26 protein-coding genes are annotated in these 26,031 nt (G+C 66.8%); 18 read left to right on the forward strand and 8 right to left on the reverse strand.

Annotated elements, in window-relative coordinates; translation table 11 throughout:
• The first annotated feature begins 111 nt into the window (after positions 1–111).
• From WS66_RS00485 to trhA, 3 genes are all read left to right on the forward strand, one after another.
• Entirely contained in the window at positions 112–2,190 is a 2,079-nt protein-coding gene (locus WS66_RS00485; RefSeq protein ID WP_059598898.1) for a carbon starvation CstA family protein, read from the forward strand.
• A 12-nt stretch (positions 2,191–2,202) separates the two neighbouring features.
• Positions 2,203–2,409, forward strand: a complete 207-nt coding sequence (locus WS66_RS00490; protein ID WP_059598899.1) for a YbdD/YjiX family protein — start codon at positions 2,203–2,205, stop codon at positions 2,407–2,409.
• Between the two features lie 217 nt (positions 2,410–2,626).
• Complete coding sequence (gene trhA, locus WS66_RS00495; RefSeq protein WP_059448906.1) at positions 2,627–3,247, forward strand: PAQR family membrane homeostasis protein TrhA; 621 nt, start codon at positions 2,627–2,629, stop codon at positions 3,245–3,247.
• Between the two features lie 33 nt (positions 3,248–3,280).
• Here the strand turns inward: trhA and WS66_RS00500 are convergent, their stop codons facing one another.
• Entirely contained in the window at positions 3,281–3,712 is a 432-nt protein-coding gene (locus WS66_RS00500; protein ID WP_059598900.1) for a nuclear transport factor 2 family protein, read from the reverse strand.
• Between the two features lie 118 nt (positions 3,713–3,830).
• On the reverse strand, positions 3,831–4,184 hold the full coding sequence (locus tag WS66_RS00505) for a DOPA 4,5-dioxygenase family protein (RefSeq protein WP_059598901.1): 354 nt from the start codon (positions 4,182–4,184) through the stop codon (positions 3,831–3,833).
• Positions 4,185–4,676: 492 nt separating this feature from the next.
• Between WS66_RS00505 and WS66_RS00510 the strand changes: the two genes are divergently transcribed.
• The 4 genes from WS66_RS00510 to WS66_RS00525 all read left to right on the forward strand — a co-directional run bounded on the left by WS66_RS00510 (position 4,677) and on the right by WS66_RS00525 (position 6,202).
• Positions 4,677–5,054 (forward strand): hypothetical protein, encoded by a 378-nt coding sequence (locus tag WS66_RS00510; RefSeq protein WP_059598959.1) that lies wholly within the window; start codon positions 4,677–4,679, stop codon positions 5,052–5,054.
• 14 nt (positions 5,055–5,068) lie between these two features.
• Entirely contained in the window at positions 5,069–5,284 is a 216-nt protein-coding gene (locus WS66_RS00515) for a hypothetical protein (RefSeq protein WP_059598960.1), read from the forward strand.
• The gene (locus tag WS66_RS00520; RefSeq protein WP_059598902.1) at positions 5,281–5,760 is read left to right on the forward strand and encodes a hypothetical protein; all 480 of its coding nucleotides are present in this window, start codon (positions 5,281–5,283) and stop codon (positions 5,758–5,760) included. Before WS66_RS00515 ends, WS66_RS00520 begins: the two co-directional genes overlap by 4 nt.
• A gap of 181 nt (positions 5,761–5,941) precedes the next feature.
• Entirely contained in the window at positions 5,942–6,202 is a 261-nt protein-coding gene (locus tag WS66_RS00525) for a hypothetical protein (protein WP_059598903.1), read from the forward strand.
• Positions 6,203–6,352: 150 nt separating this feature from the next.
• On the opposite strand, the gene hpnH is transcribed toward WS66_RS00525, so the two are convergent.
• Positions 6,353–7,513, reverse strand: coding sequence for an adenosyl-hopene transferase HpnH (hpnH, locus tag WS66_RS00530; RefSeq protein ID WP_044844979.1), 1,161 nt, complete (start codon positions 7,511–7,513; stop codon positions 6,353–6,355).
• Positions 7,514–7,525: 12 nt separating this feature from the next.
• Complete coding sequence (ispH, locus tag WS66_RS00535) at positions 7,526–8,467, reverse strand: 4-hydroxy-3-methylbut-2-enyl diphosphate reductase (RefSeq protein ID WP_059598904.1); 942 nt, start codon at positions 8,465–8,467, stop codon at positions 7,526–7,528.
• A 418-nt stretch (positions 8,468–8,885) separates the two neighbouring features.
• On the opposite strand from ispH, the gene WS66_RS00545 reads away from it, so the two are divergent.
• Positions 8,886–10,073 (forward strand): glycosyltransferase, encoded by a 1,188-nt coding sequence (locus WS66_RS00545; RefSeq protein WP_059598905.1) that lies wholly within the window; start codon positions 8,886–8,888, stop codon positions 10,071–10,073.
• Positions 10,074–10,178: 105 nt separating this feature from the next.
• On the opposite strand, the gene WS66_RS00550 is transcribed toward WS66_RS00545, so the two are convergent.
• Together WS66_RS00550 and hpnA are read right to left on the reverse strand one after the other, a co-directional pair.
• Positions 10,179–11,564 (reverse strand): hypothetical protein, encoded by a 1,386-nt coding sequence (locus WS66_RS00550; RefSeq protein ID WP_059598906.1) that lies wholly within the window; start codon positions 11,562–11,564, stop codon positions 10,179–10,181.
• Positions 11,565–11,672: 108 nt separating this feature from the next.
• Entirely contained in the window at positions 11,673–12,680 is a 1,008-nt protein-coding gene (hpnA, locus tag WS66_RS00555; protein ID WP_059598907.1) for a hopanoid-associated sugar epimerase, read from the reverse strand.
• Positions 12,681–12,884: 204 nt separating this feature from the next.
• On the opposite strand from hpnA, the gene WS66_RS00565 reads away from it, so the two are divergent.
• The 3 genes from WS66_RS00565 to WS66_RS00575 all read left to right on the forward strand — a co-directional run bounded on the left by WS66_RS00565 (position 12,885) and on the right by WS66_RS00575 (position 15,605).
• Complete coding sequence (locus tag WS66_RS00565; protein ID WP_012367074.1) at positions 12,885–13,181, forward strand: acylphosphatase; 297 nt, start codon at positions 12,885–12,887, stop codon at positions 13,179–13,181.
• 12 nt (positions 13,182–13,193) lie between these two features.
• Entirely contained in the window at positions 13,194–14,093 is a 900-nt protein-coding gene (gene rarD / locus WS66_RS00570; RefSeq protein ID WP_059598908.1) for an EamA family transporter RarD, read from the forward strand.
• Between the two features lie 387 nt (positions 14,094–14,480).
• Complete coding sequence (locus WS66_RS00575; RefSeq protein WP_059598909.1) at positions 14,481–15,605, forward strand: OpgC domain-containing protein; 1,125 nt, start codon at positions 14,481–14,483, stop codon at positions 15,603–15,605.
• 155 nt (positions 15,606–15,760) lie between these two features.
• Here WS66_RS00575 and WS66_RS00580 read toward each other — a convergent pair whose 3' ends face one another.
• Together WS66_RS00580 and WS66_RS00585 are read right to left on the reverse strand one after the other, a co-directional pair.
• Positions 15,761–15,967: a hypothetical protein gene (locus tag WS66_RS00580; protein ID WP_059598910.1), complete on the reverse strand. Its 207-nt coding sequence runs from the start codon at positions 15,965–15,967 to the stop codon at positions 15,761–15,763.
• A 120-nt stretch (positions 15,968–16,087) separates the two neighbouring features.
• The gene (locus WS66_RS00585; protein ID WP_059598911.1) at positions 16,088–17,611 is read right to left on the reverse strand and encodes a peptide MFS transporter; all 1,524 of its coding nucleotides are present in this window, start codon (positions 17,609–17,611) and stop codon (positions 16,088–16,090) included.
• A gap of 497 nt (positions 17,612–18,108) precedes the next feature.
• Here WS66_RS00585 and WS66_RS00595 point away from each other — a divergent pair, with 497 nt between their 5' ends.
• The 7 genes from WS66_RS00595 to WS66_RS00625 all read left to right on the forward strand — a co-directional run bounded on the left by WS66_RS00595 (position 18,109) and on the right by WS66_RS00625 (position 25,993).
• A complete protein-coding gene (locus WS66_RS00595; protein WP_059448921.1) occupies positions 18,109–18,690 on the forward strand; it encodes a cupin domain-containing protein in 582 nt (193 codons plus the stop codon).
• 177 nt (positions 18,691–18,867) lie between these two features.
• The gene (locus WS66_RS00600; protein WP_059598912.1) at positions 18,868–20,481 is read left to right on the forward strand and encodes a peptide ABC transporter substrate-binding protein; all 1,614 of its coding nucleotides are present in this window, start codon (positions 18,868–18,870) and stop codon (positions 20,479–20,481) included.
• A gap of 11 nt (positions 20,482–20,492) precedes the next feature.
• Positions 20,493–21,431, forward strand: coding sequence for an ABC transporter permease subunit (locus WS66_RS00605; RefSeq protein WP_059598913.1), 939 nt, complete (start codon positions 20,493–20,495; stop codon positions 21,429–21,431).
• A gap of 13 nt (positions 21,432–21,444) precedes the next feature.
• Positions 21,445–22,347, forward strand: coding sequence for an ABC transporter permease (locus WS66_RS00610; RefSeq protein WP_059598914.1), 903 nt, complete (start codon positions 21,445–21,447; stop codon positions 22,345–22,347).
• A 1-nt stretch (position 22,348) separates the two neighbouring features.
• Complete coding sequence (locus tag WS66_RS00615; RefSeq protein ID WP_059598915.1) at positions 22,349–23,341, forward strand: ABC transporter ATP-binding protein; 993 nt, start codon at positions 22,349–22,351, stop codon at positions 23,339–23,341.
• Positions 23,338–24,360, forward strand: a complete 1,023-nt coding sequence (locus tag WS66_RS00620; protein ID WP_059598916.1) for an ABC transporter ATP-binding protein — start codon at positions 23,338–23,340, stop codon at positions 24,358–24,360. The genes WS66_RS00615 and WS66_RS00620 overlap by 4 nt, the downstream gene beginning before the upstream one ends.
• A gap of 160 nt (positions 24,361–24,520) precedes the next feature.
• Entirely contained in the window at positions 24,521–25,993 is a 1,473-nt protein-coding gene (locus tag WS66_RS00625; RefSeq protein WP_059598961.1) for an OprD family porin, read from the forward strand.
• Positions 25,994–26,031 lie beyond the last annotated feature (38 nt).

Here is a 26,031-nt window from a genome sequence, read left to right on the forward strand (position 1 = left end):
CTACGGCCCACCGCCGTGTCTTCCGCGAGACGCGGCACGACGCATCGACGTCACGCGGGTCCGGCGCCTCGCCGGATCCACTCAAAAACACATTGGAGACCAGGAGACGCCATGAATCGGGCTTCCAGTACCCTGCTCTGGATTGCGGTCGCGCTGCTCGGCGCGTTCGCGTTCGGGACGATCGCACTTGCGCACGGCGAACGCGTCAGCGCGCTCTGGATCGTGATCGCCGCAGTCTGCGTATATCTGATCGCATATCGCTTCTACAGCCGTTTCATCGCCAGCAAGGTCATGCAACTCGACGGGCTGCGGATGACGCCGGCCGTCCGGCACAACGACGGCCTCGACTACGTGCCGACCAACAAGTACGTGCTGTTCGGCCATCACTTCGCCGCGATCGCCGGCGCCGGGCCGCTCGTCGGACCGGTGCTCGCCGCGCAGATGGGCTACACGCCCGGCATGCTGTGGATCCTGGCCGGCGTCGTGTTCGCCGGCGCGGTGCAGGACTTCATCGTGCTGTTCATCTCGACGCGCCGCGACGGTCGCTCGCTCGGCGACCTCGTCAAGATGGAGCTCGGCACGGTGCCCGGCGTGATCGCGCTTTTCGGCGCATTCCTGATCATGGTGATCATCCTCGCGGTGCTCGCGCTGATCGTCGTGAAGGCGCTGACGAATTCGCCGTGGGGCACGTTCACCGTCGCCGCGACGATTCCGATCGCGCTGTTCATGGGCGTCTACACGCGCTACATCCGTCCGGGCCGCATCGGCGAAGTGTCGATCATCGGCTTCGTGCTGCTGATGGCGTCGATCGCGTTCGGCCAGACCGTGCACGATTCGCCGGCGCTCGCCGCATGGTTCACGTTCAGCGGCACGCAGCTTACGTGGATCCTGATCGGCTACGGCTTCGTCGCATCGGTGCTGCCGGTGTGGCTGCTGCTCGCGCCGCGCGATTACCTGTCGACGTTCCTGAAGATCGGTACGATCCTCGGCCTCGCGATCGGCATCCTGGTCGTCGCGCCGGAACTGAAGATGCCCGCGCTGACGAAGTTCGTCGACGGCACGGGCCCCGTGTGGTCGGGCAACCTGTTCCCGTTCCTGTTCATCACGATCGCATGCGGCGCGGTGTCGGGCTTCCACGCGCTGATCTCGTCGGGCACGACGCCGAAGCTGATCGACAACGAAACCAACGCGCGCTTCATCGGTTACGGCGCGATGCTGATGGAATCGTTCGTCGCGATCATGGCGCTGGTGGCCGCTTGCGTGATCGAGCCGGGCATCTACTTCGCGATGAACGCGCCGGCCGCCGTGCTCGGCTCGACGCCCGAAGCTGTCGCGAACACGGTCACGCAATGGGGCTTCGTGCTGACGCCCGACATGCTCACGCAGACCGCGAAGGCCGTCGGCGAAACGACGATCATCGCGCGCGCGGGCGGCGCACCGACGCTGGCCGTCGGCATGGCACACATTCTGCACCAGGTGATCGGCGGCGAAGCGATGATGGCGTTCTGGTATCACTTCGCGATCCTGTTCGAGGCGCTGTTCATCCTGACGGCCGTCGACGCCGGCACGCGCGCGGGCCGCTTCATGCTGCAGGACCTGCTCGGCACGTTCCACCCGGCGCTCAAGCGCACCGAGTCGCTGCCGGCAAACCTCGTCGCCACGGCGCTGTGCGTGGCCGCGTGGGGCTATTTCCTGTATCAGGGCGTGGTCGATCCGCTCGGCGGCATCAACACGCTGTGGCCGTTGTTCGGGATCTCGAACCAGATGCTCGCCGCGATCGCGCTGGTGCTCGGCACCGTCGTGCTGTTCAAGATGAAGCGCGAGCGCTACGCATGGGTGACGATCGTGCCGACCGCATGGCTCTTGGTCTGCACGCTGACGGCCGGCTGGCAGAAGATCTTCGACTCGAATCCGAAGGTCAGCTTCCTCGCGCACGCGGCGAAGCTGCAGGCCGCGGTGGACGAAGGCAAGGTGCTCGCGCCGGCGAAGTCGATCGCGCAGATGCAGCGGATCATCTTCAACGACTACATCGATGCGGCGCTGGCCGGCCTGTTCATCTTCGTCGTCGTGGCGATCGCGGGGTATGGCCTGCTCGCCGTGCTGCGCGCGCGTCGCGAGTCGAAGCCGACCGTGCGCGAGACGCCGTACGAAGCGATGCCGACCGCGCAGGCGCTCGGCAGCGGACGATAACGGGAGGCCGCGATGTTCACCGATCTCGGCAGCGACCTGCGCAGTGCGGGGCGTTACCTCGGGCAGGCGTTGCGGCTGATGGTCGGCCTGCCCGACTACGACACCTATGTCGCGCACATGCGCGAAACCCATCCGGACCGCGAGCCGATGACGTACGAGGCGTTCTTCCGCGAGCGTCAGAATGCGCGGTACGGGTCGGGGGCAGGGAAGTGCTGCTGAATTGAGCCGGCGCAGCCGGCCCGTGAGGCGGTCCGGTGACGGACCGGGAAGCGCCGCGAAGGCATTCGCGGCGCTTTTTCTTTGGCGGGCCGGTGCGGTACGCGCGAGGCGCGCGTCACGGCGGCGTTTGACGTCGTTCAGCGCGGCAAAGTCCGGGCGCCGGTATCATATGAGGCATCATTTTTTCCCCAGAAGAATCTGCGCAGGAGAACCCGTCGTGCATGTCGGTGAGCGATTCAACAGCATTTCCCATCTCGTCGGCGCGGTGTTGTCGGTGGCAGGGCTGGTCGCGCTGGTGACGATGGGCGCGCTCGACCGCGATCCCTACAAGATCGTGAGCTTCAGCGTGTACGGTGCGATGCTGATCCTGCTCTACGGGATTTCGACGGCGTATCACAGCGTGCGCAACCCGCGCCTGAAGGCGATCCTGCAGAAGTGCGACCATTCGGCCATCTATTTGCTGATTGCGGGCAGCTACACTCCGTTCACGCTCGTCACGCTGCGCGGTCCGTGGGGCTGGTCGCTGTTCGGTGTCAGCTGGGGGCTCGCCGCATTCGGGATTGCGCAGGAACTCACGCTCGGACGGCGCACGCGCATCGTGTCGATGGTGCTGTACGTGCTGATGGGCTGGCTCGCGCTCGTCGCGATCCGCCCGCTGATTCACGCGCTGCCGCCGGTGGGTGCCGCATGGCTCGTGGCCGGCGGCGTCATCTACAGCGCGGGGATCTACTTCTTCATCAACGACGAACGCATCCGCCACGGGCACGGTATCTGGCATCTTTTCGTGCTGGCCGGCAGCCTGTGCCAGTTCGTCAGCGTGGCGATGTATGTCGCGTGAGCGTGAGCGTGAACGCGGGCGGCGCGGCGCGCGTCATGCGTGCCCGGCCGCCTGTGCCGCGCCGCGCAGCGCCATGAACCCGACCCACCCCCAGTAGACGCGGTGATGCGCGATCAGCCCGTCGCGCAGATCCATCACCTCGACGAGATCGACCTGATCGCCTTCCGGCGTTTCGCGCGGATATTCCCACGTGAGTTGCCGGCCGTTCGAGAAGAACAGCCCGGTTCGATACCAGCGTCCGAGCTTGTTCCCGGAATTGCGCAGGCCAGCCGCGAAGAACGCGCCGATCGCGGCCTTGCCGTGCAGCACGCCGGAGCCGTGATCGGGCAGCGTGACGACGATCAGCGGCGTTTCGAGTATCGCGTCGTCCGCGTACAGCGACATCAATGCGTCGAGGTCGCGCGCGACGACGGCGACGTGCCAGTCTTGATGGACGCGTTGCGCATCGGTGTCGGCTTGTGTCATGGCAGCTTCCGGCAAACGTGGGTAACGGAACCACTGTATCGACGCCGTGCCGCCGGACGTTTCAGCCCAGGCCAAAACGTGGATGTCGCGTATGCCGGACGCGACCGCGTGCCGCCCGTCAGCCGGCCAGCGCGCCGAGATTCAGGTCATGTGACTTGCCGATCCACACCGCGCTGTCGCGGTGGTCGCGCAGATCGTCGCCGGTATTCGGATGCAGGAAGACGTCGAGCGCGCCGTGATTCAGCACGAGCCACGGCACGATGGTGTCGAACTGCGCGGCGTCGAACGCGATCTGGTAGGACCAGGCCGGATGCGGGCCGACGAGACGCTCGTGAAAGCGGCCGAGCTCGATGATCGCGCCGAATCGTTCTTCGACGACGAGGCGGAACGCCCATGCTGCGTCGCGGCTCGCGGCGTCGAAGTAGACGTGTGCGTGCCAACTGTCGATGGAGGTGGTGTCGATGGCAGCCATGGTGGAACTCGAGAGAAGAATAGGGAACGGATAAGAGCCGTGCCTGACGGCGCGATGCGCAATTATCTCGCGTCCTCGCGGGACACGTCTCGTCGCGAAGCGGTCAATCGGCGCGGTGGATTTGTCGCGTGTCAGGAAATCCGATGCATTCGTCGAATCGTTTCCCGGTTGTGCCGGCATGTGCGGCATCGTGCCGAAAGCCGCGCCAGGCAGGGCTTGCGCCGAAATCGCATCTGCAATACGTCATTTCAAAAACTGCAAAAGCGATTGACGTGCCTCGTCGATTCGTCTGCAAAAACGCGATCAGGTAGTTGAATGAAATAAAGAAATTCCGCTCAGGCAGCATTGGCGAATCGCGTGGATCGCACCCCGTCCGTCGGTGCTGAAAATATCCATTGCGGAATCGGCTATTCAAGCGCGTGGTCACGCGACATACGATGATTGCACCGCATCGACGACGATCGATGCGGAAACAACCATCTGGAGGCCATGATGCGATCCGTTGTTTCCCTTGCTGTCCTGTCCGGCGCGCTTGCCGTGCTGCCCGTCGCGAGCTTCGCGCAGTCCGTCGATACCGAGTGGCAGTCGAACGTCGCGCCTTTGACCTGGTCGGCGGCGCGTGCCGAAACCGATGTGCAACTGAGGCAGATGACGCGCGCCGGCTATCGTGCGACGACAGCCGGCAACCAGAACTATCCGCTCGCGATGCAGCGTGCGCTCGAACGCGTGAGGTACCCGGTGCCCGACCGCTCGCGCGAGGAGAAGGCCGCGATGGAAGCGCGCGCGGCCAGCGCAGCGCAGAGCGGCCATCCGGTGAAGGCGTTCTTCGTGAAGACCGCGTATTACCTGAAGGGCGAGAACACGTTCTGATGCAGGAGCAGAGCATGGCATGCCTTGACCGACTCCCCGACGTGTTGCGCGCATCCGCGATGCGCCGGCTGCCCCAGGCGTGCGCGACGCGGCGGCGGGGCGACGTGTGCGGCGGCGCGCGACGCCGCGCGAACGGCCATCGCGACGCGAGCCGCGGCACCGTCGCGTGCCGCACCGCGTGGCCGGTATTCGACGTGGACGACGACGCGGCAGCCGAGGGCGGATCATGAAGGCCGCTCGAAAAGGCCGTCGCCACCGACCGTTGACGCGCGAGTGGCTGCTGCCGCTGCCGCCCGCGCATGTGCGCGACATCTCGCTGAAATGCCACATGGCGCTCGTCGCGCTGCGCGGCGAGCACGGCAGCGAAACGTTGCTGATGCGGCTGCGCACGAGCGTCTACCTGGTGTTCCTCGCGCTCGACGACGCGGTATCCCCGGATGCGAGCATCGACCTGTGCGTCGACGCGGAGCGCGTGCTCGACGCGAGCATGGCGCGCGCGGCGCAAAGCGGCGCATGGACGCTGCACGACGACGAGTGCGCGGCACTCGAGCGTGTGCTCGCCGCGAACGACGCGTGCGTCGCGACGCTCACGCGGCACCGGCTCGCCGAGCTGTGGCGCCACGTGTGCGCGTTCGCGTCCAGCGAGCAGGCGGGGCTGGTCGCGCAGGCGGCGGCCCGAATGCGGGAACCGGCCGTCCTGCATTGAGCGGTGGCAACGCGACCGGCACCCTGGCTGCGTTTCATGCGTGTTCCGGTCCCCGGGGCTGACGCTCGCCGGCCAATGTCACGACACGAACCGAACGGGTTCGGTCGATGACGATCCATCCGCGCGTTCGCGGCGATCGTGCGTGTCGCCGCGAATGCATCCGTTTCAGTCAGGAGGCGCGATGGCGCTATACAGGATCGGTGGCTACTTCACGTGCGGAAGCGGCCGCGCATTCAGCGAGAACCTGCCGCCGGGAAGCGAGACGACGGTTGCGGGCATCTATCGATGCACCGTATGCGGCGACGAGATCGGCATCGCGAAGTCGCAAGCGCTGCCGTCCGACGACGCGCATCGGCACGATCTCGATCCGCCGTCCGACCCGCTGCTCGATCGCGGGCCGACCGCGTGGCAACTGATCGCGGCGGCGGAGTCGAAACACTAGGCGTGCGGGCGTTCGCAGGCTCATGCGCGCACGAATGCGCGCGGCCTTGCGACGACGCCCGACAAACAAAAGCGCCACGGAGCGAACTCCGTGGCGCTTCTTCGATGCGGGCCGCAGCGGAGGCGCGAACCTCCGTGAGGCGATACGCGCTTAAGCCGCCGTTGCCGGCTTCGCCGGCTTCTGCAGCTTGCCCTTGCCGGCGCGCTGGATTTCCTCGAGCTTGATCTCGACGTGGCGCGAGAACACGTACTCGGCCGGGCGCTGCTTCGCGATCGAGATATCCGGCGCGAACGCGCCTTCGGTCTTGATGCCCTTGCGGCTCACGGCGAACGCCTTCAGCGGATGCGCGATCGTGTCCATCACGGCGGTGGCTTCGAAGCCGCAGTGGACCATGCAGTCCGCGCACTTCTCGTAGTTGCCGACGCCGTAGTTGTCCCAGTTCGTGTCTTCCATCAGTTCCTTGAAGGTCTTCACGTAACCTTCGCCGACCAGATAGCACGGCTTCTGCCAGCCGAACACCGTACGCGCCGGGTTGCCCCACGGCGTGCACTTGTACGTCTGGTTGCCGGCCAGGAAGTCGAGGAACAGCGACGACTGGCTGAACGACCAGCGCTTGCCGCCTTCGCCGCGCTTCAGGATTTCGCGGAACAGGTTCTTCGTCTTGTCGCGGTTCAGGAAGTGCTGCTGATCCGGCGCGCGCTCGTACGCATAGCCCGGCGACACGGTGATGCCGTCGACGCCGATCGGACCCAGCGTGTCGAAGAACTTCGCGACGCGCTCGGGGATCGCATCGTTGAACAGCGTGCAGTTGATGTTCACGCGGAAGCCGCGGCGCTTCGCTTCCTTGATCGCGGCGACGGCCTTGTCGTACACGCCGTCCTGCGACACGGAGTGATCGTGCATCTCCTTGTCGCCGTCGAGGTGGACCGACCAGACGAAATACGGATTCGGCTGGTAGTCGTCCATCTTCTTTTCCATCAGCAGCGCGTTCGTGCACAGGTACACGAATTTCTTGCGCTTCATGATGCCCTTGACGATCTCCGGCATCTCCTTGTGGAGCAGCGGCTCGCCGCCGGCGATCGACACGATGGGCGCGCCGCATTCGTCGACGGCTTCCAGGCATTCCTCGACGGACAGGCGCTGGTTCAGGATCGGGTCCGGATAGTCGATCTTGCCGCAGCCGTTACAGGCGAGGTTGCAGCGGAACAGCGGCTCGAGCATCAGCGCGAGCGGATAGCGTTTGTTGCCGGACAGGTGTTGGCGCATGATGTATGCGCCGACGCGGACTTGCTGGAGCAGCGGAATAGACAAGAGTTGTCCTCCTTAAACTTCGCGGGCGACAGCTTGCGTAAGCTTCGCCGGCAACTTGAATTCGACTTTTTCCTCACGGCCCGTCATCGTCGTGACATCGACGGGCCCCAGCGCGCGCAGCGCGCCGATTACATCCTCAACCATTTCCTCGGGCGCCGACGCGCCGGCGGTCAGGCCGACCGTCTGCACGCCCGCGAACCATTCGGGCTTCACTTCCGAGCCGTCGGCGACGAGATAGCTCGGCACACCGCTTTCGGTGCCGATCTCGCGCAGGCGGTTCGAGTTCGAGCTGTTCGTCGCACCGACGACCAGCAGCACGTCGACCTGGCTGCTCAACTCGCGCACGGCGGCCTGGCGGTTCTGCGTTGCGTAGCAGATGTCGCGCGTGTCCGGGCCGACGATGTCGGTGAACCGGCGCTGCAGCGCTTCGATGATGCCGCGCGTGTCGTCGACCGACAGCGTCGTCTGCGTGACGTACGCGACCGGCGTATCGATCGGCAGCGTCAGCGTAGCGACTTCTGCCTCGCTTTGCACGAGGATCACCTCGGCCGGAATCTGGCCGATCGTGCCCTCGACTTCCGGATGGCCCGCATGGCCGATCAGGATCAGCCGGCGGCCCGCCGCGACGTACTGGCGGCCCTGCACGTGCACTTTCGTGACGAGCGGGCAGGTGGCGTCCAGCACGTCGAGCCCGCGCGTTTCGGCGTCGCGTTCGACCGTCTGGGCGACACCGTGCGCGCTGAAGATCGCCACGGCGCCATGCGGCACCTCGTCGAGCTCCTCAACGAATCGTGCCCCTTTATTACGCAGGTTTTCGACGACATGCCGGTTATGCACGATCTCATGACGCACATAGACCGGCGCGCCGTGCTGTTGCAGCGCGCGATCGACGATCTCGATCGCACGGACAACCCCCGCACAAAAGCCGCGGGGCTGGGCAAGGATGACTCGCATAAGTGAGCGAACTCCGACGACAGACGCCGGGGTTCGAGGAGCTGGCACTGCTCGCTCGCCCCGGCTTGATGTTATGAAGGCAGGAAACGAACCGGCCAGGCCAGGCCCCGGAACCCCGAATTAATCGCGCATTTTAACCCTATCGCGCCGTCCTTGCTCTGGTGCCGTATCGGCCGTGTTGCATTCGTCGCAGAGCCGCGTCGGCGCTCGCGGTCGCGGAACCCGGTAAACTGCGCGGTTTCGCGGGCAGCCTGTCCGGCTGCCCGGCGTCGCGCTCATTTCAAGGCCATTCGATGACCGTCGATTCTTACGCATATTGCCCTGCCGCCGATGCGGTCATGGGTGTTTTCACTCCGGCCCTGATTATGGCCGGACGATCCGGTGCCGTTCGCGCCGGCATCCGGCAGGAGGCGTGCCGATGATGCTGGCAATTACGTTCCTGGTGTCCGGCCTGTCACTGCTGATCTGGATCGTGCTGCTCGTTGCGCGTGGGGGCTTCTGGCGCGCGCGCGCCGCGCGGGCGCTGCCGCCCGAGGCGCGCGGTGCCGCGGCCCAGGCCGGCTGGCCGGCCGTGGTCGCGGTCGTGCCGGCGCGCAACGAGGCAGACGTGATCGCCCGCGCGGCGACGTCGCTGCTCGAGCAGGATTATCCGGGCGACTTTCATCTGATCATTGTCGACGACCACAGCGACGACGGCACCGCCGACGCGGCGCGCGCCGCCGCGCTCGCGATCAACCGCGCCGACCGCCTGACGGTGCTGGCCGCGAAGCCACTGCCGGCCGGCTGGTCGGGCAAGGTGTGGGCGCAGTCGCAGGGCATCGCCGCGGTGCGCACGCTCGGGCTGCCGGCCGACTATCTGCTGCTGACCGATGCCGACATCGGCCATCCGCCAGACGCCGTCGCCCAGCTCGTCACGCGCGCGCAGGCCGAACAGCGCGATCTGGTATCGCTGATGGTACGGCTGCGCTGCGATTCTTTCTGGGAAAAGGCGCTGATTCCGGCGTTCGTGTTCTTCTTCGCGAAGCTCTATCCGTTCTCGTGGATCAACAATCCGCGCAACCGGACGGCCGGCGCCGCGGGCGGCTGCATGCTGGTCAAGCGCAGCGCGCTCGAGGAGGCGGGCGGCATCGAATCGATCCGCGGCGCGCTGATCGACGATTGCAGCCTTGCCGCGCAGATCAAGCATCGCGGCAGCGGCCGGCATCCGATCCGGCTCGATCTGGCCGACCGCAGCGTGTCGCTGCGTCCGTACGACAGCTGGCGCGACATCTGGAACATGATCGCGCGCACCGCGTTCACGCAGCTCCACTATTCACCGCTGCTGCTCGCCGGCACGCTGCTCGGCATGACGATCATCTACCTCGTTCCGCCCGTCGCCGCGCTCGCGTACGGCGCGCGCGCCTGGCCGGCGTGGCTCGCATGGGCGTCGATGTGCACCGCCTATGCGCCGATGCTGCGCTACTACCGCCGCTCGCCTCTGTGGGCGCCAGCGCTGCCGCTCGTCGCGCTGTTCTACGTCGGCGCGACGTTCGCGTCGGCGTGGCGCTACTGGCGCGGCAAGGGCGGCCAGTGGAAGGCGCGCGTGCAGGCGCCGGTGGAGCGCTGACAGGCGCCGGCGGATGCCGGTCGTTCCGCCGGATTCCGGAAAGCAAAAAGCCCGATCGGTTGTGAGTCGATCGGGCTTTGTCGTTTACGGCGTCGCCACGCGTGCTTATCGCTGCGTCAGCATCATGTACATCTGGATCACGACGTCCGGCGAGAACGTGAACGGCACCCAGCCGTAGCCGGTGTGGCGCGCGACCAGCAGGCGGTCGCCGTTCGACTGCTTCTGCACGGCCATCATCGGGTTCTTCGTCGTCACGAAGCGCCAGCCGGCCGGGATGCCCGGCGGCGGTTCCGGCTGCATCGACGCGCGCGCATGCGCGAGTTCCTCGATCAGTTGGCCGAGCTGCTCCGGGTGCAGCGTGATCGACTGGCCGTTGACGGTCAGCGTCAGTTCGTTCTGCGACGGGCGAGCGACGTGCAACGTCGGCTTGTCCGCGGCGGCGTCCGCTGTTTCGGCAGCGGGGGCGACTTCGATTGCGGTGCAGGCGGCCGGCGCGACGACGGCGGTGCCGGCCTCGGCGGACGCTGCCGCAGCTGCGTCCGCCCCCGGCTCGACAGCGGATTCGACAACCGGTTCGGCGACTTCAGCCGCGACGGCCGGGGTGGCTGCCACAACCGCCGCGTTCGTCGCGGCGTCCTTCACGACGGCTTCGACCAGCGCTTCCGCGTCGGCGATCGCCTTCGCGTGACGCTCGGCGGCCGCTTCGGCCTGTGCGATCGCTTCGGCGTGGCGTTGCGCGACGGCCTCGGCCTCGGCAGTCGCCGCCGCGTGGCGTTGCGCGGCCGCGTCGGCTTGCGCGATCGCTTCGGTGTGACGCAGCGTGACGGCTTGTGCTTCGGCGGTTGCCTCGACATGGCGCTGCGCGGCGGCTTCCGCTTCGGCGATCGCCTGCATGTGACGTTGCGCGAGCGCCTCGGCCTCGGCGATCGCCTGCGTGTGACGTTGCGCGAGTGCCTCGGTCTCGGCGATCGCGGCTGCGTGGCGCTTCGCGGCGGCTTCGGCTTCCGTGGTGGCCGCTGCATGACGTTGCGCGGCTGCATCCGCTTCGGTCGCGGCGGCGTGATGACGCTGCGCGGCGGCCTCGGCTTCGGCGATCGCGGCCGCATGACGCTGCGACGCGGCTTCGGCATCCGCATGACGCTGCGCGAGCGCTTCGGTCAGCGCGGTCGCCTCGGCGTGCCGCTGGGCAGCGGCCTCGGCCTGTGCGGCGGATTCGATGTGGCGTTGGGCGGCGGCTTCGGCCTCGGCGGTGGCGTCGGCGTGGCGCTGCTGCGCGGCCTCGGCGTCGGCGGCTGCGGCAGTGTGGCGCTGCGCGGCGGCCAGTGCTTCGGTCTCGGCGGCGGCGTGACGTTCGGCTGCGGCCTGGGCTTCCGCGGCGGCGGCGCGCGCGAACGCTTCCGCGCTGCGTGCCGCCTGCTGCGCGGCATGGTGATCGTGGAGGAGCCGATCGACGCCCGCGTTGAGCGAATCGATCTGTTCGTTCAGGTTCATGCGTGTCTTCTCTGCGTAAGACCCGCGATTTTAACCGCTGCGCCGGTGCCGGTCCGTCAGCGACGTGTAACAAAGTGCGCAAAGCGGCGTGACGCACGCCGCTTTGTGTTACTTCAGGTAGCCCGCCGAGGCGAACCAGTCCAGCGCATCGCGCAGTCCTTCGCGGTACGGACGTGCGCGGTAGCCGAGCTCGCGTTCGGCCTTCGCGGACGTGAAATACATCTTGTTCTTCGACATGCGCAAGCCGTCGACGGTCACGAACGGCTCCTTCTTCGTGAACTTCGCGACGGCCTCCGCACCGACCGCGAGCGGATAGAGCGGCCAGCGCGGCAGCGCGATCGTCGGCGCCTTGCGGTTCGTCATCTGCGCGATGTCGGTCAGCATCTGCTGCAGCGGCAGGTTCTCGCCGCCGAGGATGTAGCGCTCGCCGACGCGGCCGCGCTCGAGCGCGAGGAAGTGGCCGTGCGCGACGTCGTCGACGTGCACGAGGTTCAGGCCGGTATCGACGAACGCGGGAATCTTGCCGAGCGCGGCCTCGACGATGATGCGGCCGGTCGGCGTCGGCTTCACGTCGCGCGGGCCGATCGGCGTCGACGGGTTGACGATCACGGCCGGCAGCCCTTCGTCGGCGATCATCCGCTCGACCGCGCGCTCGGCCAGCACCTTGCTGCGCTTGTACACGCCGATCGCCTGCTCGGCGGTCAGCGGGCGGTTTTCGTCGGACGGATCGCCTGCGCTCGTGACCTTCAGCGTCGCGACGCTGCTCGTGTAGACGATCCGCTCGACGCCTTCGGCACGCGCGGCGCGCATCGTCGCGACCGCGCCCTCGAGGTTCGCGCGCTCGATCTCGTCCGGATCCGGCGCCCACAGCCGGTAGTCGGCCGCCACGTGCAGCAGGTAGCGCACGCCGCGCAGCGCGGCGCGCATCGACGTCTCGTCGCGCATGTCGCCGGTGACGATCTCGGCGTCGAGATCCGCGACGTTCGTGCGCGGGCTGGTCGGGCGCACCAGCACGCGCACCGCATAGCCCTTCTGCTGCGCGATGCGTGCGACGGCCGAGCCGACGAAACCGGACGCGCCGGTGACGAGAACGAGATCGCGGGAGGTATCAGTCATGCGTTTCCTTCAGGGCCGCGCGCGGGCGGCGCGGCGGTTGTGCGTCGGCGAGATTGTACGTGGTCGGCGCGCCCGGCGACGCGAGCGCCGCACGGCGGCCGCAGCGGGCGACGGCCGCCGCGTGAGGCCGGCTTGCCGGGCACGTGTGCGAAGCGGCCGACGCGACTACAATGCCGGGCTTGAATGCTACGGGAGGGCGACGCGATGAGCCGTAATGAACTGGACGAACGGATCGAGACCTACTACGTGCGGGTACGCGGCGTCGTGCAGGGCGTTGGCTTCCGTCACGCGACGGTGCGCGAGGCGCACGCGCTGAAGCTGCGCGGCTGGGTCGCGAATCTCGAGGACGGCAGCGTCGAGGCGATGATCCAGGGCCCCGGCGCGCAGATCGACCGGATGCTCGCGTGGCTGCGTCACGGGCCGCCGTCCGCACGCGTGACCGAGGTCACGTTCGAGGAGCGTCCGATCGAAAAGCGTTTCGAGCGCTTCCAGCAGCAGTAAGGCGAAAACAACATGACGGGGTATCCGGAGGCCGGGCGCGGCATCATGCTGTCGGTGCTGGCGTCGACGCTGTTCGCGCTGATGTCCGCCTACGCGAAACTGCTCGCGCCGCTCACGGGGCTCGACATCTTCGCGTGGCGCATATTGTGGACCGCACCGGGCGCGCTCGCGCTGATCGCGCTGCGCGGCCGCTGGCCGGCGCTCGTCGAACTCGTGCGGCGCAGCGTGCGCGACTGGCGCCTGCTGATCGCGCTGCCGGCGAGCGCGGCGCTGCTCGGCCTGCAGCTGTGGTTGTTCCTGTGGGCGCCGCTGCACGGGCGCATGCTCGAAGTGTCGCTCGGCTATTTCCTGCTGCCGCTGACGATGGTGCTCGTCGGCCGTTTCTACTATCACGAACGCCTCGATCCGCTGCAATGGGCAGCGGTCGCGTGCGCGGCGCTCGGCGTCGCGCACGAGGTGTGGGCGACGCGCGCGTTCGCGTGGCCGACGCTCGTCGTCGCGCTCGGCTATCCGCCGTATTTCGTGCTGCGTCGCCGGATCAACGCCGATTCGCTCGCCGCGTTCGCGCTCGAGATCGCGCTACTGTGCCCGGTCGCGCTCGCGATGGTGTCGGCAAGTGCGACGCCGGTCGCCAGCCACCCGCTGCTGTGGGCCATGCTGCTGCCGGGGCTCGGCGTGCTCAGCACGCTCGCGCTCGCGAGCTACCTGAAGGCGAGCCGGATGCTGCCGATGGCGCTGTTCGGGATCCTCGGCTACGTCGAGCCGGTGCTGCTCGTCGCGGTGTCGCTGCTGCTGCTCGGCGAGACACTGAGCGTCGCGCAGCTCGCGACGTACGGGCCGATCTGGGCCGCCGTCGCGCTGACCGCGTGGCACAGCGCGATGCTGATGCGGCGCTTGCCCATGCGCGGCTGAGCGCCGTCGCTCGGCGGCGCGACCGCGGCAACGAACGTGCCGCGCATCGCGTGTTCGTTGCGTCGAATCTCGCGATGCTGGCGTCGAACTGGCATCGCGCTGACGTCCGGCTGGCGGCCTTGCCAGCTTTGCATCGCCGACGTCACGCCTGTAATCGAACAGAAGATTCCGTTGCACTTTGTTACTTAGGGTATCCCCCGACCGGCCGCTAGACTGACCTGACCGTCTTCTCTTCGTATGCGGCTTTTCCATGAACGGTCATCTCCGTGCCGGGCCGGCCGGGTTGGCGCGATGCGAGCATACGCGCATCGCCGCTGATCGCGTTCGCCTTCTCCCTTCCGAATCCTCCGCCGGTGCGTGCCGCACCGGCGTCGCGCAGGTGCGGCCATGTCGTTGAGCCTGCCGCCCGCCGTCTCGGTGCCGCCGGCGCGCGGCGGCCGCCTGATCGAAGTCGATTTCTTCCGCGGCATCGTGCTGCTGATGATCGTCGTCGATCACATTGGCGCGAGCATGCTGTCGCGCGTGACACTCCACGCATTCGCGCTGTGCGACGCAGCCGAGGTGTTCGTGTTCCTCGGCGGCTTCGCTACCGCGAGCGCATACGGCGCGATCGCCGACCGGCACGGCGCGCGCGCCGCGCAGCAGCGGTTCGTGCGGCGCGCGATGCAGATCTATCGCGCGTTTCTCGCGACGTCGACGCTGATGCTCGTCGTGTCCGCCGTGCTCGACCATTACGGGATCGACGCGCCCAACCTCGCGCTCGACGACGTCAGCGTGATGCTCGCGTCGCCGCTCACGGGCGCGGCCGAGCTGCTCACGTTCCAGCGCCAGCCGTATCTCGCGTCGGTGCTGCCGATGTACGTGCTGTTCGCGCTGGCGTCGCCGGTGATCGTGCCGTTCGCGCGTCGGCATCCGTGGCTGCTCGTCGCGTTCAGCGCGACGTCGTGGGTCGCGGCCGGCTGGCTCGGCCCCGAGCTGCTGGATACCGATGGGTTCCGCTGGAGCTTCAACCCGTTTGCATGGCAACTGATGTTCGTCGCCGGCGTGCTCGCGCGCTGCCAGCCGTTCTACCGGCATGTCGCGCTCGGTCGCTGGGGCGCCGCGGCGACCGGCGTCGCGTGCGCGATCGTACTCGGTTGCGCGAGCTACAAGCTGTTCTCAGGGCTGCCGGTGCCGGAAGGCGTGCTCAAGCGCGATCTCGCGCTGCCGCGTATCGTGAGCTTCGCCGCGATCGCGTGGCTGATGGCCGATTGCGTGCGCCGCGGCTGGATCGCGCGCATCGCGCAGGCCGTGCAGCCCGTCGTCGCGGTCGGCCGGCGCGGCCTGATCTGCTTCGTCGCGGGTGCGGCGATCTCGCTCGTCATCGATTCGCTGCTGCATCCGGTCGCGAACGGCGCCGAGCTGCGGCATATCGGCGTGGGTCTCGCGGCCGACGCATCCGCGATCGGGCTGATGATGGCCGTGGCGGGTTCGGGAAGGTGGTTCGCGCGCTGGCGCGGCGCGGCCGCATGAGCGGCGCGAAAGCACGGGCAACGCGAAAGCACGGGCAACGCGAAAGCACGGGCAACGCGAAAGCACGGGCAACGCGAAAGCACGGGCAACGCGGAAGCGCGGGCAACGCGGAAGCACGGAGGCGGCACGCAGCGCGCCGCGCGGCGTCGGTGCGGTCAGTGAGGTGAGCCGATGCGGGAGCGGGGGACGGCGGTCGCGTCGTCGGATTCAGCGTCGTCGCGTTCGTCGGACGTCGGATCGTCCTGCTCCGCGAGCACCGCGTCGGCTTCGGCCGCGGCCCGGGCGGCGCGCAATGCGGTGCAGCGCTGCGCGTGCCGGATGTCCGACAGTATCCTCAAGAGCCGAGTCGTTTTGCTTTTCATGATCTTCTCCCGCCAGTGCGCATCGCGACGGAGCGGATGCGCCGTTGCAACCAGTGTAGGACGTGCTGGCCGCGCTGGCGGGAGAATGTGGCGTGCAGGCCGCACGCCGAGGGATAGTACTTACTGCGCCGAGGCCATCGCCTGCGCCTGAACCGCTTCTTCCTCGCGGCGCTCTTCCGCGCAGCGCTGATGCTGACGCGACAGGCGGTTCATCATCGGCAGCAGCAGAAGTGCGAGCAGCATGCCGATCGCGGCGAGCCAGCCGAGCTTCTCGAACAGCGACAGGTAGAGCGGCAACGATTCGGTGGCCGGCAGGTCGTGCGACGGCATCTGCGCGAAGTTCGCGACGACGCTGCCCAGATACTGCGACACACCCGTCGCGACGAAATACGCGCCCATCATGAAGCCGCTCATGCGCGCCGGCACGTAGCGGGCGATCATCGCGAGGCCGAGCCCGCTCACCAGCAGTTCGCCGAGCGAGTAGAGGCCGTAGCCCCACACCATGAACCACGACGACACGCGACCGTCCACCGCGTAGCGGCCGCTGATCGTGAACACCAGATAGCCGGCAGCCACGGCACCGAAGCCGAGTGCATACTTCGCCGCGACCGGCAGGTCACGGCCGCTCTTCGACACCGCGTTGTAGATCCACACGAGCACCGGGCTCAGCATCATGATCCAGATCGGGTTCAGCGCCTGGAACTGCGCGGCGCTCCACGTGAACAGCGTCGTGCCGAACAGGATGAAGCGCGGATCGACGTTGCGCAGCGCGAACAGCGTCAGCGATGTCGACATCTGCACGTAGAAGATGAAGAACAGGATCACCTGGCCGATCAGTACGAGCGCCGCGATCAGGCCCGCGCGCTCCGAACGCTCCGACTTCGCGATCATGTACGCGAAGATCGCCAGGATTGCGAATGCGGCCGTCCACACGCTCGCGACCGCGAGCTGCTTGTGTTGCAGCACGTACAGCGTAACCAGCGCGAGCGCGACGCCGCCTGCCGCCACGCCGCCGAGGCGCTTCCAGCGGATCGGCTCGTCGTCGGGCTGCGAGCCGATGTGCGCGAGCGTGCGGTGCATCAGCATGAAGTTCAGGATCGCGAGCAGCATCCCGGCGCAGCAGACCGCGAACGCGGTGTGCCAGCCCCAGTGATCCTTGATCCATGGCGTCGCGAGCATCGACACGGTCGAGCCGATGTTGACCGCCATGTAGTAGATCGTGAACGCGCTGTCGATGCGCGCATCGTCGCCTTCATAGATGCGGCGCACGAGGTTCGCCGCGTTGGCCTTGAACAGGCCGTTGCCGACGACGATCACGCCGAGCGACGCATACATGTATGCCAGCGCGTCGTTCGGCACCGCCAGCATCAGGTAGCCGGCGCACAGCACGGCCGCGCCGATGATCATCGTGCGACGGGCGCCGAGCACCTTGTCGCCGATCCAGCCGCCGATCGACGGGGACGCGTAGACGAGCGCGGTGAACGCGCCCCAGGTCAGGTTCGCATGGCTGTCGGTGAAACCGAGCCGGTCGACCATGAAGAGGACCAGGAGCGCGGCCATGCCGTAGTAGCCGAAGCGCTCCCACATTTCGATAAGGAAGACCGTCGTAAACGATCGGGTCTGTGAAACAGGTGCGTGCATCATCAATCTCGTTTGAAACGGACGGCGCGGATCGCGCGTCGCCTTGGGGTCGAACTGGCGCCGGAGCACTATGGCCGGGTAGGCTTTGCGTCGGCGATGGAGCAGTCTGGCGGTTAGCCCGGGCCGGGGTCGGACGCCGCCAGGCAAGGCGGTGCACGACCCCGACCGGCGCGCGAATGGTAACGTTTGCCGGTCCGGTGCGTCAGGTCCGCGCCACTCAGGGAAACTCCCGATATGGCAGCAGCTTTCAGGAATATTTGTCTCATCATCTATTTGTAAGAATCGCGCCCGTTCTCCGCAAATTCCCGGAGAGCCGCTTGCAGCTTGCCTGTGAAGCGGGCGAGTCTGGCAAGATAGCGCGTCGTTTCGCTCGCTTCGTGCCCTGTTTAGTGCACCGGGCTCAACACCGAAGACGTGTGCGAACCCGAAGACTAAGCCAAATCGATCTAACTTAGTTACTTTCCATCAAACATTTTTTGACGACCACTTTTCGGCCTGCTATGGTTCCCCCCACTGAAAACTCGCAGTCGGCAGACGCTGCCGCAGCACTGGGCAGCAAGATCCGCGCGTTGCGCCAACGACTCAAGCGCACGCTCGACGACACCGCTACCGCCGCGGGGATTTCGAAGCCGTTTCTGTCTCAAGTCGAACGCGGGCTGGCGTCGCCGTCGCTGACGTCGCTGGCCGGTATCGCACAGGCGCTCGGCGTGACGGTGCAGTACTTCGTGGATACGCCGAGCGAGGAACGCTCGGTCTGCAGAGGCGATCAGTTGCGCTTCTTCGGATTCGCCGATTCGGCGAACCTGTTCGCGAGGCTGACCAACGTGACCGAAGGGCGTCAGCTCGAGGCGATCCTCGTGCGGATGCCGCCGGGGCAGAAGCGGTCGGAAGTGACGACACATGCAGGAGAGGAGTTCCTGTACGTGATTGAAGGGGAAGTGTCGCTGACGCTGGAAGGCAAGACGTTCGTCCTGCAGGCCGGCGACAGTTCGCATTATCAGTCGACGGTCCCGCACAGCTGGGTCAACACCGCGAAGATCGAGTCGGTGGTGGTCTGGGTCGGTACGCCGCGGCTGTTCTAACGCACAGGTATTCCTTCGTTTCGGAGACGGAATACCTGTCGAAAGAAACGTAAGGAATACTAAGATGCAATACGAGAATCACGGGCCTCCTCAACCGCTGTACCCGTCAGCGTCTCAAGCGTAACCGCGGCATTCGCCGCGCATCGCTCACCGAACAACCTTCTCAAGACCGCCACGATGAAATCCTTGCATGCCATGTCGGCCGTGCTGGCCGCGCTCGCCCTGACGACGCCCGCCGCTCACGCCGTGACCGTTCCGTCGAACGTCGCGCTCGCTCCTCAACAGGACCTGACGCGCCAGGTGCCCGCCGAAGTCGAGTCGCTCGATCCGGCGCACATCGAGTCGTGGACCGGCAACACGATCGGCCTCGACCTGTTCGAAGGCCTCGCCCGCATCGATGCAGCCGGCCAGGTCGTGCCGGGCGTCGCGCAGTCGTGGGAGCGCAAGTCGCCGCAGACGTGGATCTTCAAGCTGCGCCACGATGCGAAGTGGAGCAACGGCCAGCCGGTGACGGCCGCCGACTTCGTCTATGCGTGGCAGCGCCTCGTCGATCCGAAGACGGGCTCGAAGTACACGATCCTCGTCGAGTTCGTGAAGAACTCGAAGGACATCATCGCCGGCAAGGCCGCGCCGACGACGCTCGGCGTGCGCGCGGTCGACCCGTACACACTGGAAGTGACGACCGACGTGCCCGTCGCGTTCTTCCCCGAACTGACCGCGATGGTGCCGCTCGCGCCGGTGAACAAGGACACCGTCGCGAAGTTCGGCGACGCATGGACGCGCCCGGGCAACATCGTCAGCAACGGCGCGTACCAGCTCGTCGACTGGCAGCCGAACAACCGCATCGTGATCTCGAAGGACGCGAAGTACTGGAACGCGCCGAAGGTCGTGATCAACAAGGTCACGTACCTGCCGATCGAAAGCGACGAAACGGCGATGCGCATGTACCAGGCCGGCCAGATCGACTACAGCTACTCGATCCCGTCGGGCATCTTCCAGCAGGTCAGCAAGCAGTTCGGCGGCGAACTGCGCCCGGGCCTGCAGCTCGCGACCTATTACTACTACCTGAACAACAGCGATGCGGCGCTCAAGGACAAGCGCGTGCGCCAGGCGCTGTCGATGGTGATCGATCGCGACGTGCTGACGTCGAAGCTCACGCAGGCGGGCGAGAAGCCGATGTACGGCCTGATGCCGAACGGCACGAAGGGCGTGCAGCCGTTCACGCCGGAGTGGGCGTCGTGGCCGATGGCCAAGCGCATCTCGACCGCGAAGGACCTGCTGAAGCAGGCCGGCTACTCGGACGCGAAGCCGCTGTCGTTCACGCTCACGTACAACACCAACGACCTGCACAAGAAGGTCGCGCTGTTCACCGCATCGGAATGGCGGACGAAGCTCGGCATCAACACGAAGCTCGAGAACGTCGAGTTCAAGGTGCTGATGAAGGAACGGCATGACGGCAAGGTGCAGATCGCGCGCGACGGCTGGTTCGCCGACTACAACGACGCGATGACCTTCTTCGACCTGATCCGTTGCGGCAGCTCGCAGAACACCGTCGGCTACTGCAACAAGCAGGTCGACACGCTCGTCGACGACGGCAACCAGAAGCTCGACGACAAGGCCCGCGCCGCGCTGCTCACGCAGGCGCATGACACGGCAATGAACGACACGCCGATGGTGCCGCTGTTCCAGTACTCGGCCGACCGTCTCGTGAAGCCCTACGTGGGCGGCTACTCGCTGAAGAACGTGATCGACATGCGTGCTTCGCAGGACATGTACCTGATCAAGCACTGAGCGGAGCGATCATGCTGGCCTACGCATTGAGACGCACGTTGTGGGCGGTGCCGACGATTCTCGCCGTCATCACCGTCTGCTACCTGCTGCTGCACTTCACGCCCGGCGGTCCGTTCGATACGGAGAAGCAGCTGTCCGCGGCGACGCTCGCGAACCTGAACGCGAAGTACCACCTCGACGAGCCGCTGTGGAAGCAGTACCTGCTGTATCTCGGTTCGCTGCTGCAAGGCGATCTCGGCCCGTCGTTCCGTTACGTCGACTGGTCGGTGAACGATCTCGTGAAGAAGGCGCTGCCCGTAAGTCTCGGCGTGGGCGGGGTGTCGATCCCGATCTCGATCGTGTTCGGCGTGCTGCTGGGTACCGTCGCGGCCGTTCGCCGCGACAGCGTGATCGATCGCTTCGTGATGCTGATCGGCAACTTCGGCAACGTCGTGCCGCCTTTCGTGCTCGGGCCGGTGCTGGTGTGGATCTTCGCGATCCTCTTGAAGACGTCGGCCGGCAACGGCTGGCTGCCGGCCGGTGGCTGGGGCGACGGCGGCTGGCAGTACCGCCTGCTGCCGATCGTGCTGCTGACCTTCATCAACGTGTCGCTGCTCGCACGCGTGATGCGCGGCTCGATGATCGAGACGCTGTCGAGCAACTACATCCGCACCGCGCGCGCGAAGGGCCTGCCGGGCTCGACCATCGTGCTGCGTCACGCGCTCAAGCCCGCGCTGATGCCGGTCGTGTCGCTGTTCGGCACGGTCTGCATCACGTCGATCACGGCGGCCGTCGTCACCGAATCGGTGTTCGCGCTGCCGGGGCTCGGGCAGCTCGTCGTGAACGGCGCGATCAACCGCGACTACACGCTGGTACTCGGCCTCGTCGTGCTGACCACCGTCTGCGCGGTGCTGTTCAACCTGCTGGTCGACCTCGCGTATGCGTGGCTCGATCCGCGCATCCGTTATTGAGCGAGGCACCGCGATGACTCCGACTACTCCCGTCGTCGGTCTGCCCGTGCAGACCGATTCGCCGCCGCGTTCGCGCTCGCCGCTCGCGCTCGCGTTCGCACGCTTCCTTCACAACCGCGCGGCCGTGTTCAGCCTCGTGCTGCTCGCGCTCATCACGCTCGCGTGTTTCGTCGGCCCGTGGCTGCTCGCCGCCGATCCCGCCGCGAGCGACTGGGGCGCGATCAGCCTGCCGCCGACGCTCGCGAACCAGCACTGGTTCGGCACCGACGAACTCGGCCGCGACCTGCTCGTGCGCACGCTGATCGGCGGCCGCGTGTCGATCGAGGTCGGCCTGCTCGGCACGCTGGTGTCCGGCCTGTTCGGCGTCGCGTGGGGCGCGACCGCCGGTTTTGCGGGCGGCCGTGTCGACTCCGCGATGATGCGCGTCGTCGACATGATGTACGCGATCCCGTACCTGCTGATCGCGATCCTGATGATGACCCTGTTCGGCCGCTCGTTCATGCTGGTCGTGCTGACCATCAGCGCGTTCTCGTGGATCGACATGGCGCGCGTCGTGCGCGGACAGACGCTGTCGCTGCGCAACCGCGAGTTCGTCGACGCGGCGCGCGCGATCGGCGTGTCGCCGGCATCGATCGTGGTGCGCCACGTCGTGCCGAACCTGCTTGGCGTTGTCGTTGTGTATGCAACTGTTTCGGTGCCGAACATCGTGCTGACCGAATCGGTGCTGTCGTTCCTCGGCCTCGGCGTGCAGGAACCCATGACGAGCTGGGGCGTGCTGATCCAGGACGGCGCGCAGAAACTCGAATCGATGCCGTGGCTGCTGCTGGCTCCGGCCGTCATGCTGTGCGTGACGCTCTACTGCGTGAACTTCGTTGGCGACGGCCTGCGTGACGCGCTCGACCCGAAGGATCGCTGAGATGACTGCATTACTCGAAGTCGACAACCTCGGCGTGCGCTTCACGCGCAAGGACGCGCCGCCGATCGACGCCGTGAGCGGCGTGTCGTTCTCGCTCGAAGCCGGCAAGACGCTCGGCATCGTCGGCGAATCGGGCTCGGGCAAGAGCCAGACCGTGATGGCGCTGCTCGGCCTCCTGGCCGGCAACGGCACGACGACGGGCGCCGCGCGCTATCGCGGCGACAACCTGCTCGAGATGGATACACGCGCGCTGAACGCGGTGCGCGGCGACCGGATCGCGATGATCTTCCAGGATCCGATGACGTCGCTCAATCCGTTCCTGACGATCGAGCGGCAGATGACCGAGACGCTGCAACTCCATCGCAAGCTGTCGCGCAAGGAGGCGACCAGGCGCGCGGTCGAGGCGCTCGAGTCGGTGCGCATTCCGGATGCGGCGCGCCGCATCCGCATGTATCCGCACGAATTTTCCGGCGGCATGCGCCAGCGCGTGATGATCGCGATGGCGCTCCTGTCCGAGCCGGAAATCCTGATCGCCGACGAGCCGACCACCGCGCTCGACGTGACCGTGCAGGCGCAGATCATCGATCTGCTGCGCGAGCTGAACCGCGAGCGCGGCACCGCGATCGTGCTGATCACGCACGACATGGGCGTGGTCGCAGGCCTCGCGGACGACGTGATGGTCATGTATGCGGGCCGAACCGTCGAATACGCGCCGGCCGAATCGATCTTCGCGGCGCCGTCGCATCCGTACACGATCGGTCTGCTCAACGCGCTGCCGCGCCTGACCGACGCCGACGATGCGCCGCTCGTCGCGATTCCCGGCAATCCGCCGATGCCCGGCACCGCACCGGCCGGCTGCGCGTTCGCGAAACGCTGCACGTATGCGGAGGCGCGCTGCGGTGCCGCGCGCCCCGCGCTCGAAACCTATGGCGTCGCGGGCGCGGTGCGCGCGTGCCACCGGCCGCTGGCCGATCTGACGGGAGGTCTGCGATGAGCGTCGATGAACGCCGCAATGCCGGCGCGACGGGCGACACGCTGCTGTCCGTCGAGGATCTGAAGGTGCATTTCCGCGTGCCGCTCGGCGGCTATTCGTGGTCGCCCAAGGGCACGCTGCGCGCGGTCGACGGCGTGTCGTTCGACGTGAAGCGCGGCGAGACGGTCGGGCTCGTCGGCGAGTCGGGCTGCGGGAAGTCGACGCTCGCGCGTGCGCTGATCGGCCTCGTGCCGATGACGGCAGGCACGGTGCGCTGGCGCGGCGAAGCCGTCGCGCCCGATCACCTGCGCGGCACCGCGATGCGGCGCGAAGTGCAGATGATCTTCCAGGATCCGCTCGCGTCGCTCGATCCGCGCATGACGATCGAACAGATCGTTGCGGAGCCGCTCGTCACGCACCACGCCGGCCTTGGCCGCGCCGAAGTGCGGCGCCGCGTGGTCACGATGCTCGAGCGTGTCGGCCTGAACGCGCATCACCTGCTGCGCTACCCCCACGAATTTTCGGGCGGACAGTGCCAGCGCGTCGGTATCGCGCGCGCGTTGATCGGCGAGCCGAAGCTCGTGATCTGCGATGAGCCCGTATCGGCACTCGACGTGTCGATCCAGGCGCAGATCGTGAACCTGCTGCGCGATCTGCAACGCGAACTGTCGTTGTCCTATCTGTTCGTCGCGCACGACCTGGCGGTGGTGAAGGCCATCAGCCAGCGCGTGCTCGTGATGTATCTCGGCCGCGTGATGGAGTTCGGCACGCGGCATGACGTGTACGGCGTGCCGCAGCACCCGTACACGAAGGCGCTGCTCGATGCGGCGCCGACGCCGGAGCCGGCGCGCGAGCGTGCTCGCCGTCCGATGCTGCTGGCGGGCGAGATGCCGTCGCCGCTCAACCCGCCGTCCGGCTGCGCGTTTCGCACGCGCTGCCCGGTCGCGATCGACGCGTGTGCGCAGGACGTGCCGCTGCCGGAAGTGCGGCACGGCTCGGCGGCGCGTGTCGCGTGCATCCGGGCGGGCGTGGCGGCGTGAAGTGACGCAGCAAACATAACCAGGCAGGTCAACAGGGGTAGGGTGCGGCGCGAACGATCTTCGCGTCGCGGGTAAAGGCGCGTCCTTAATCGGGCTCGCCGGGGGGCTGGAAGCGGATCGCAACCGGCGTGGACGACATCAACACAAGACGAGAATGACGATGAAAAAGCAAAAGACGATCGGGACGGCATCGAAGATGCTGCTTGCATGGGGCTTGCCTGCGCTTGCCGGCGTATCGCTGAGCGGTGTCGCGCACGCCGACGACGCGGCCCCCGCACCGCTGACGGTCGCGCAGGCCGCGCCGTCCGCCGGCGCAAGCACGTCGGTTGCGCAGGCAACGACCCCGAACGCCATTATCAACGCCGAGGCGAACCAGACCGTCACGCCGCCCGATGAGCCTTCGGCGCAGTCGAAGTCGAACGGCTTCATTGCCGACAGCCACCTGAACTTCCTGTTCCGCAACTATGCGGACACGCTGGACAACAAGGGCGGACCGCATCGTCACGCGTGGGTTCAGGGCGCGATGGCAAACTTCGAGTCGGGCTACACGACCGGCCTGATCGGCATCGGCTTCGACGCGTCGCTGTATGCGGCGCTGAAGCTCGACGGCGGCGCCGGCGCCGGCAGCATGGTGCACATCGCGAAGGGTGGCGGCGGTTCGAACCAGCTCGCGTGGGCCTATCCGGGCGTCTACGACGTGAAGGCGCGCATCTCGAACACGGTGGTCAAGTACGGTCTGCAGGCCGTCGACAACCCGTTCATGGAGCAGCATGACAATCGCGCGCTGCCGCCGACGTTTCTCGGCGCGACGATCGTCAGCAACGAATTCAAGAACGTGATGCTCGAGGCCGGCAGCTTCACGAAGACCGATGCGCGCGGCCATACGACGCTCACCAACCTCACGACGCAGTATGGCGGCACGCGCATCAATCGCCTGACCTACGTCGGCGGCACGTGGGACTATTCGGAGAACGGCGAAGTCGCGCTGTACGCAAACCAGGCCGATGACGTGTGGCACCAGTACTACGCGTCGGTGAAGCACAGCATCGGCGATGTGAAGTCGATCAAGTGGACCGGCTTTGGTAACGTTTACTCGACGCACGATACGGGCGACGCGCTGCAGGGCAAGATCAACAACAACGCGTACAGCCTGTCGCTGGCCGCGCAACACGGTCCGCACGAACTGCTGCTCGGTTATCAGCAAGTGCTCGGCGACCAGTTCTTCGACTACCTCAATGAAACCAACGGCATCTTCCTGACCAACTCGATGGACGTCGACTACAACGCGCCGCACGAAAAGTCGCTGCAGCTGCGTTACACGTTCTATGGCAAGGAAGCGGGCCTGCCGGGCTTCAAGGCGATGGTATGGGGCGTGACGGGCTGGGGCGCGGATGCGAGCGCGGGCGCGGCGGCGGATCCGAGCAAGTCGAGCATCTACTGGAGCAACGGCGCACCGGTGCAGGGCCGTCACCACGAGTTCGGCTTCATCCCGTCGTACACGTTCCAGAGCGGCAAGCTGAAGGACACGAAGGTCACGTTCATCGCGATGTGGCACAACGGTTCCGCGCACTACTCGGACGCGACCAACAAGGAATACCGCCTGGTCGTGAACGTGCCGCTGCACGCGTTCTGATCGAAGGGGGGCGCAACGCCCCCTTCGAAACTGTTCGT

This window comes from Burkholderia sp. LA-2-3-30-S1-D2 (assembly GCF_001523915.2).
Lineage (GTDB): Bacteria > Pseudomonadota > Gammaproteobacteria > Burkholderiales > Burkholderiaceae > Burkholderia > Burkholderia diffusa.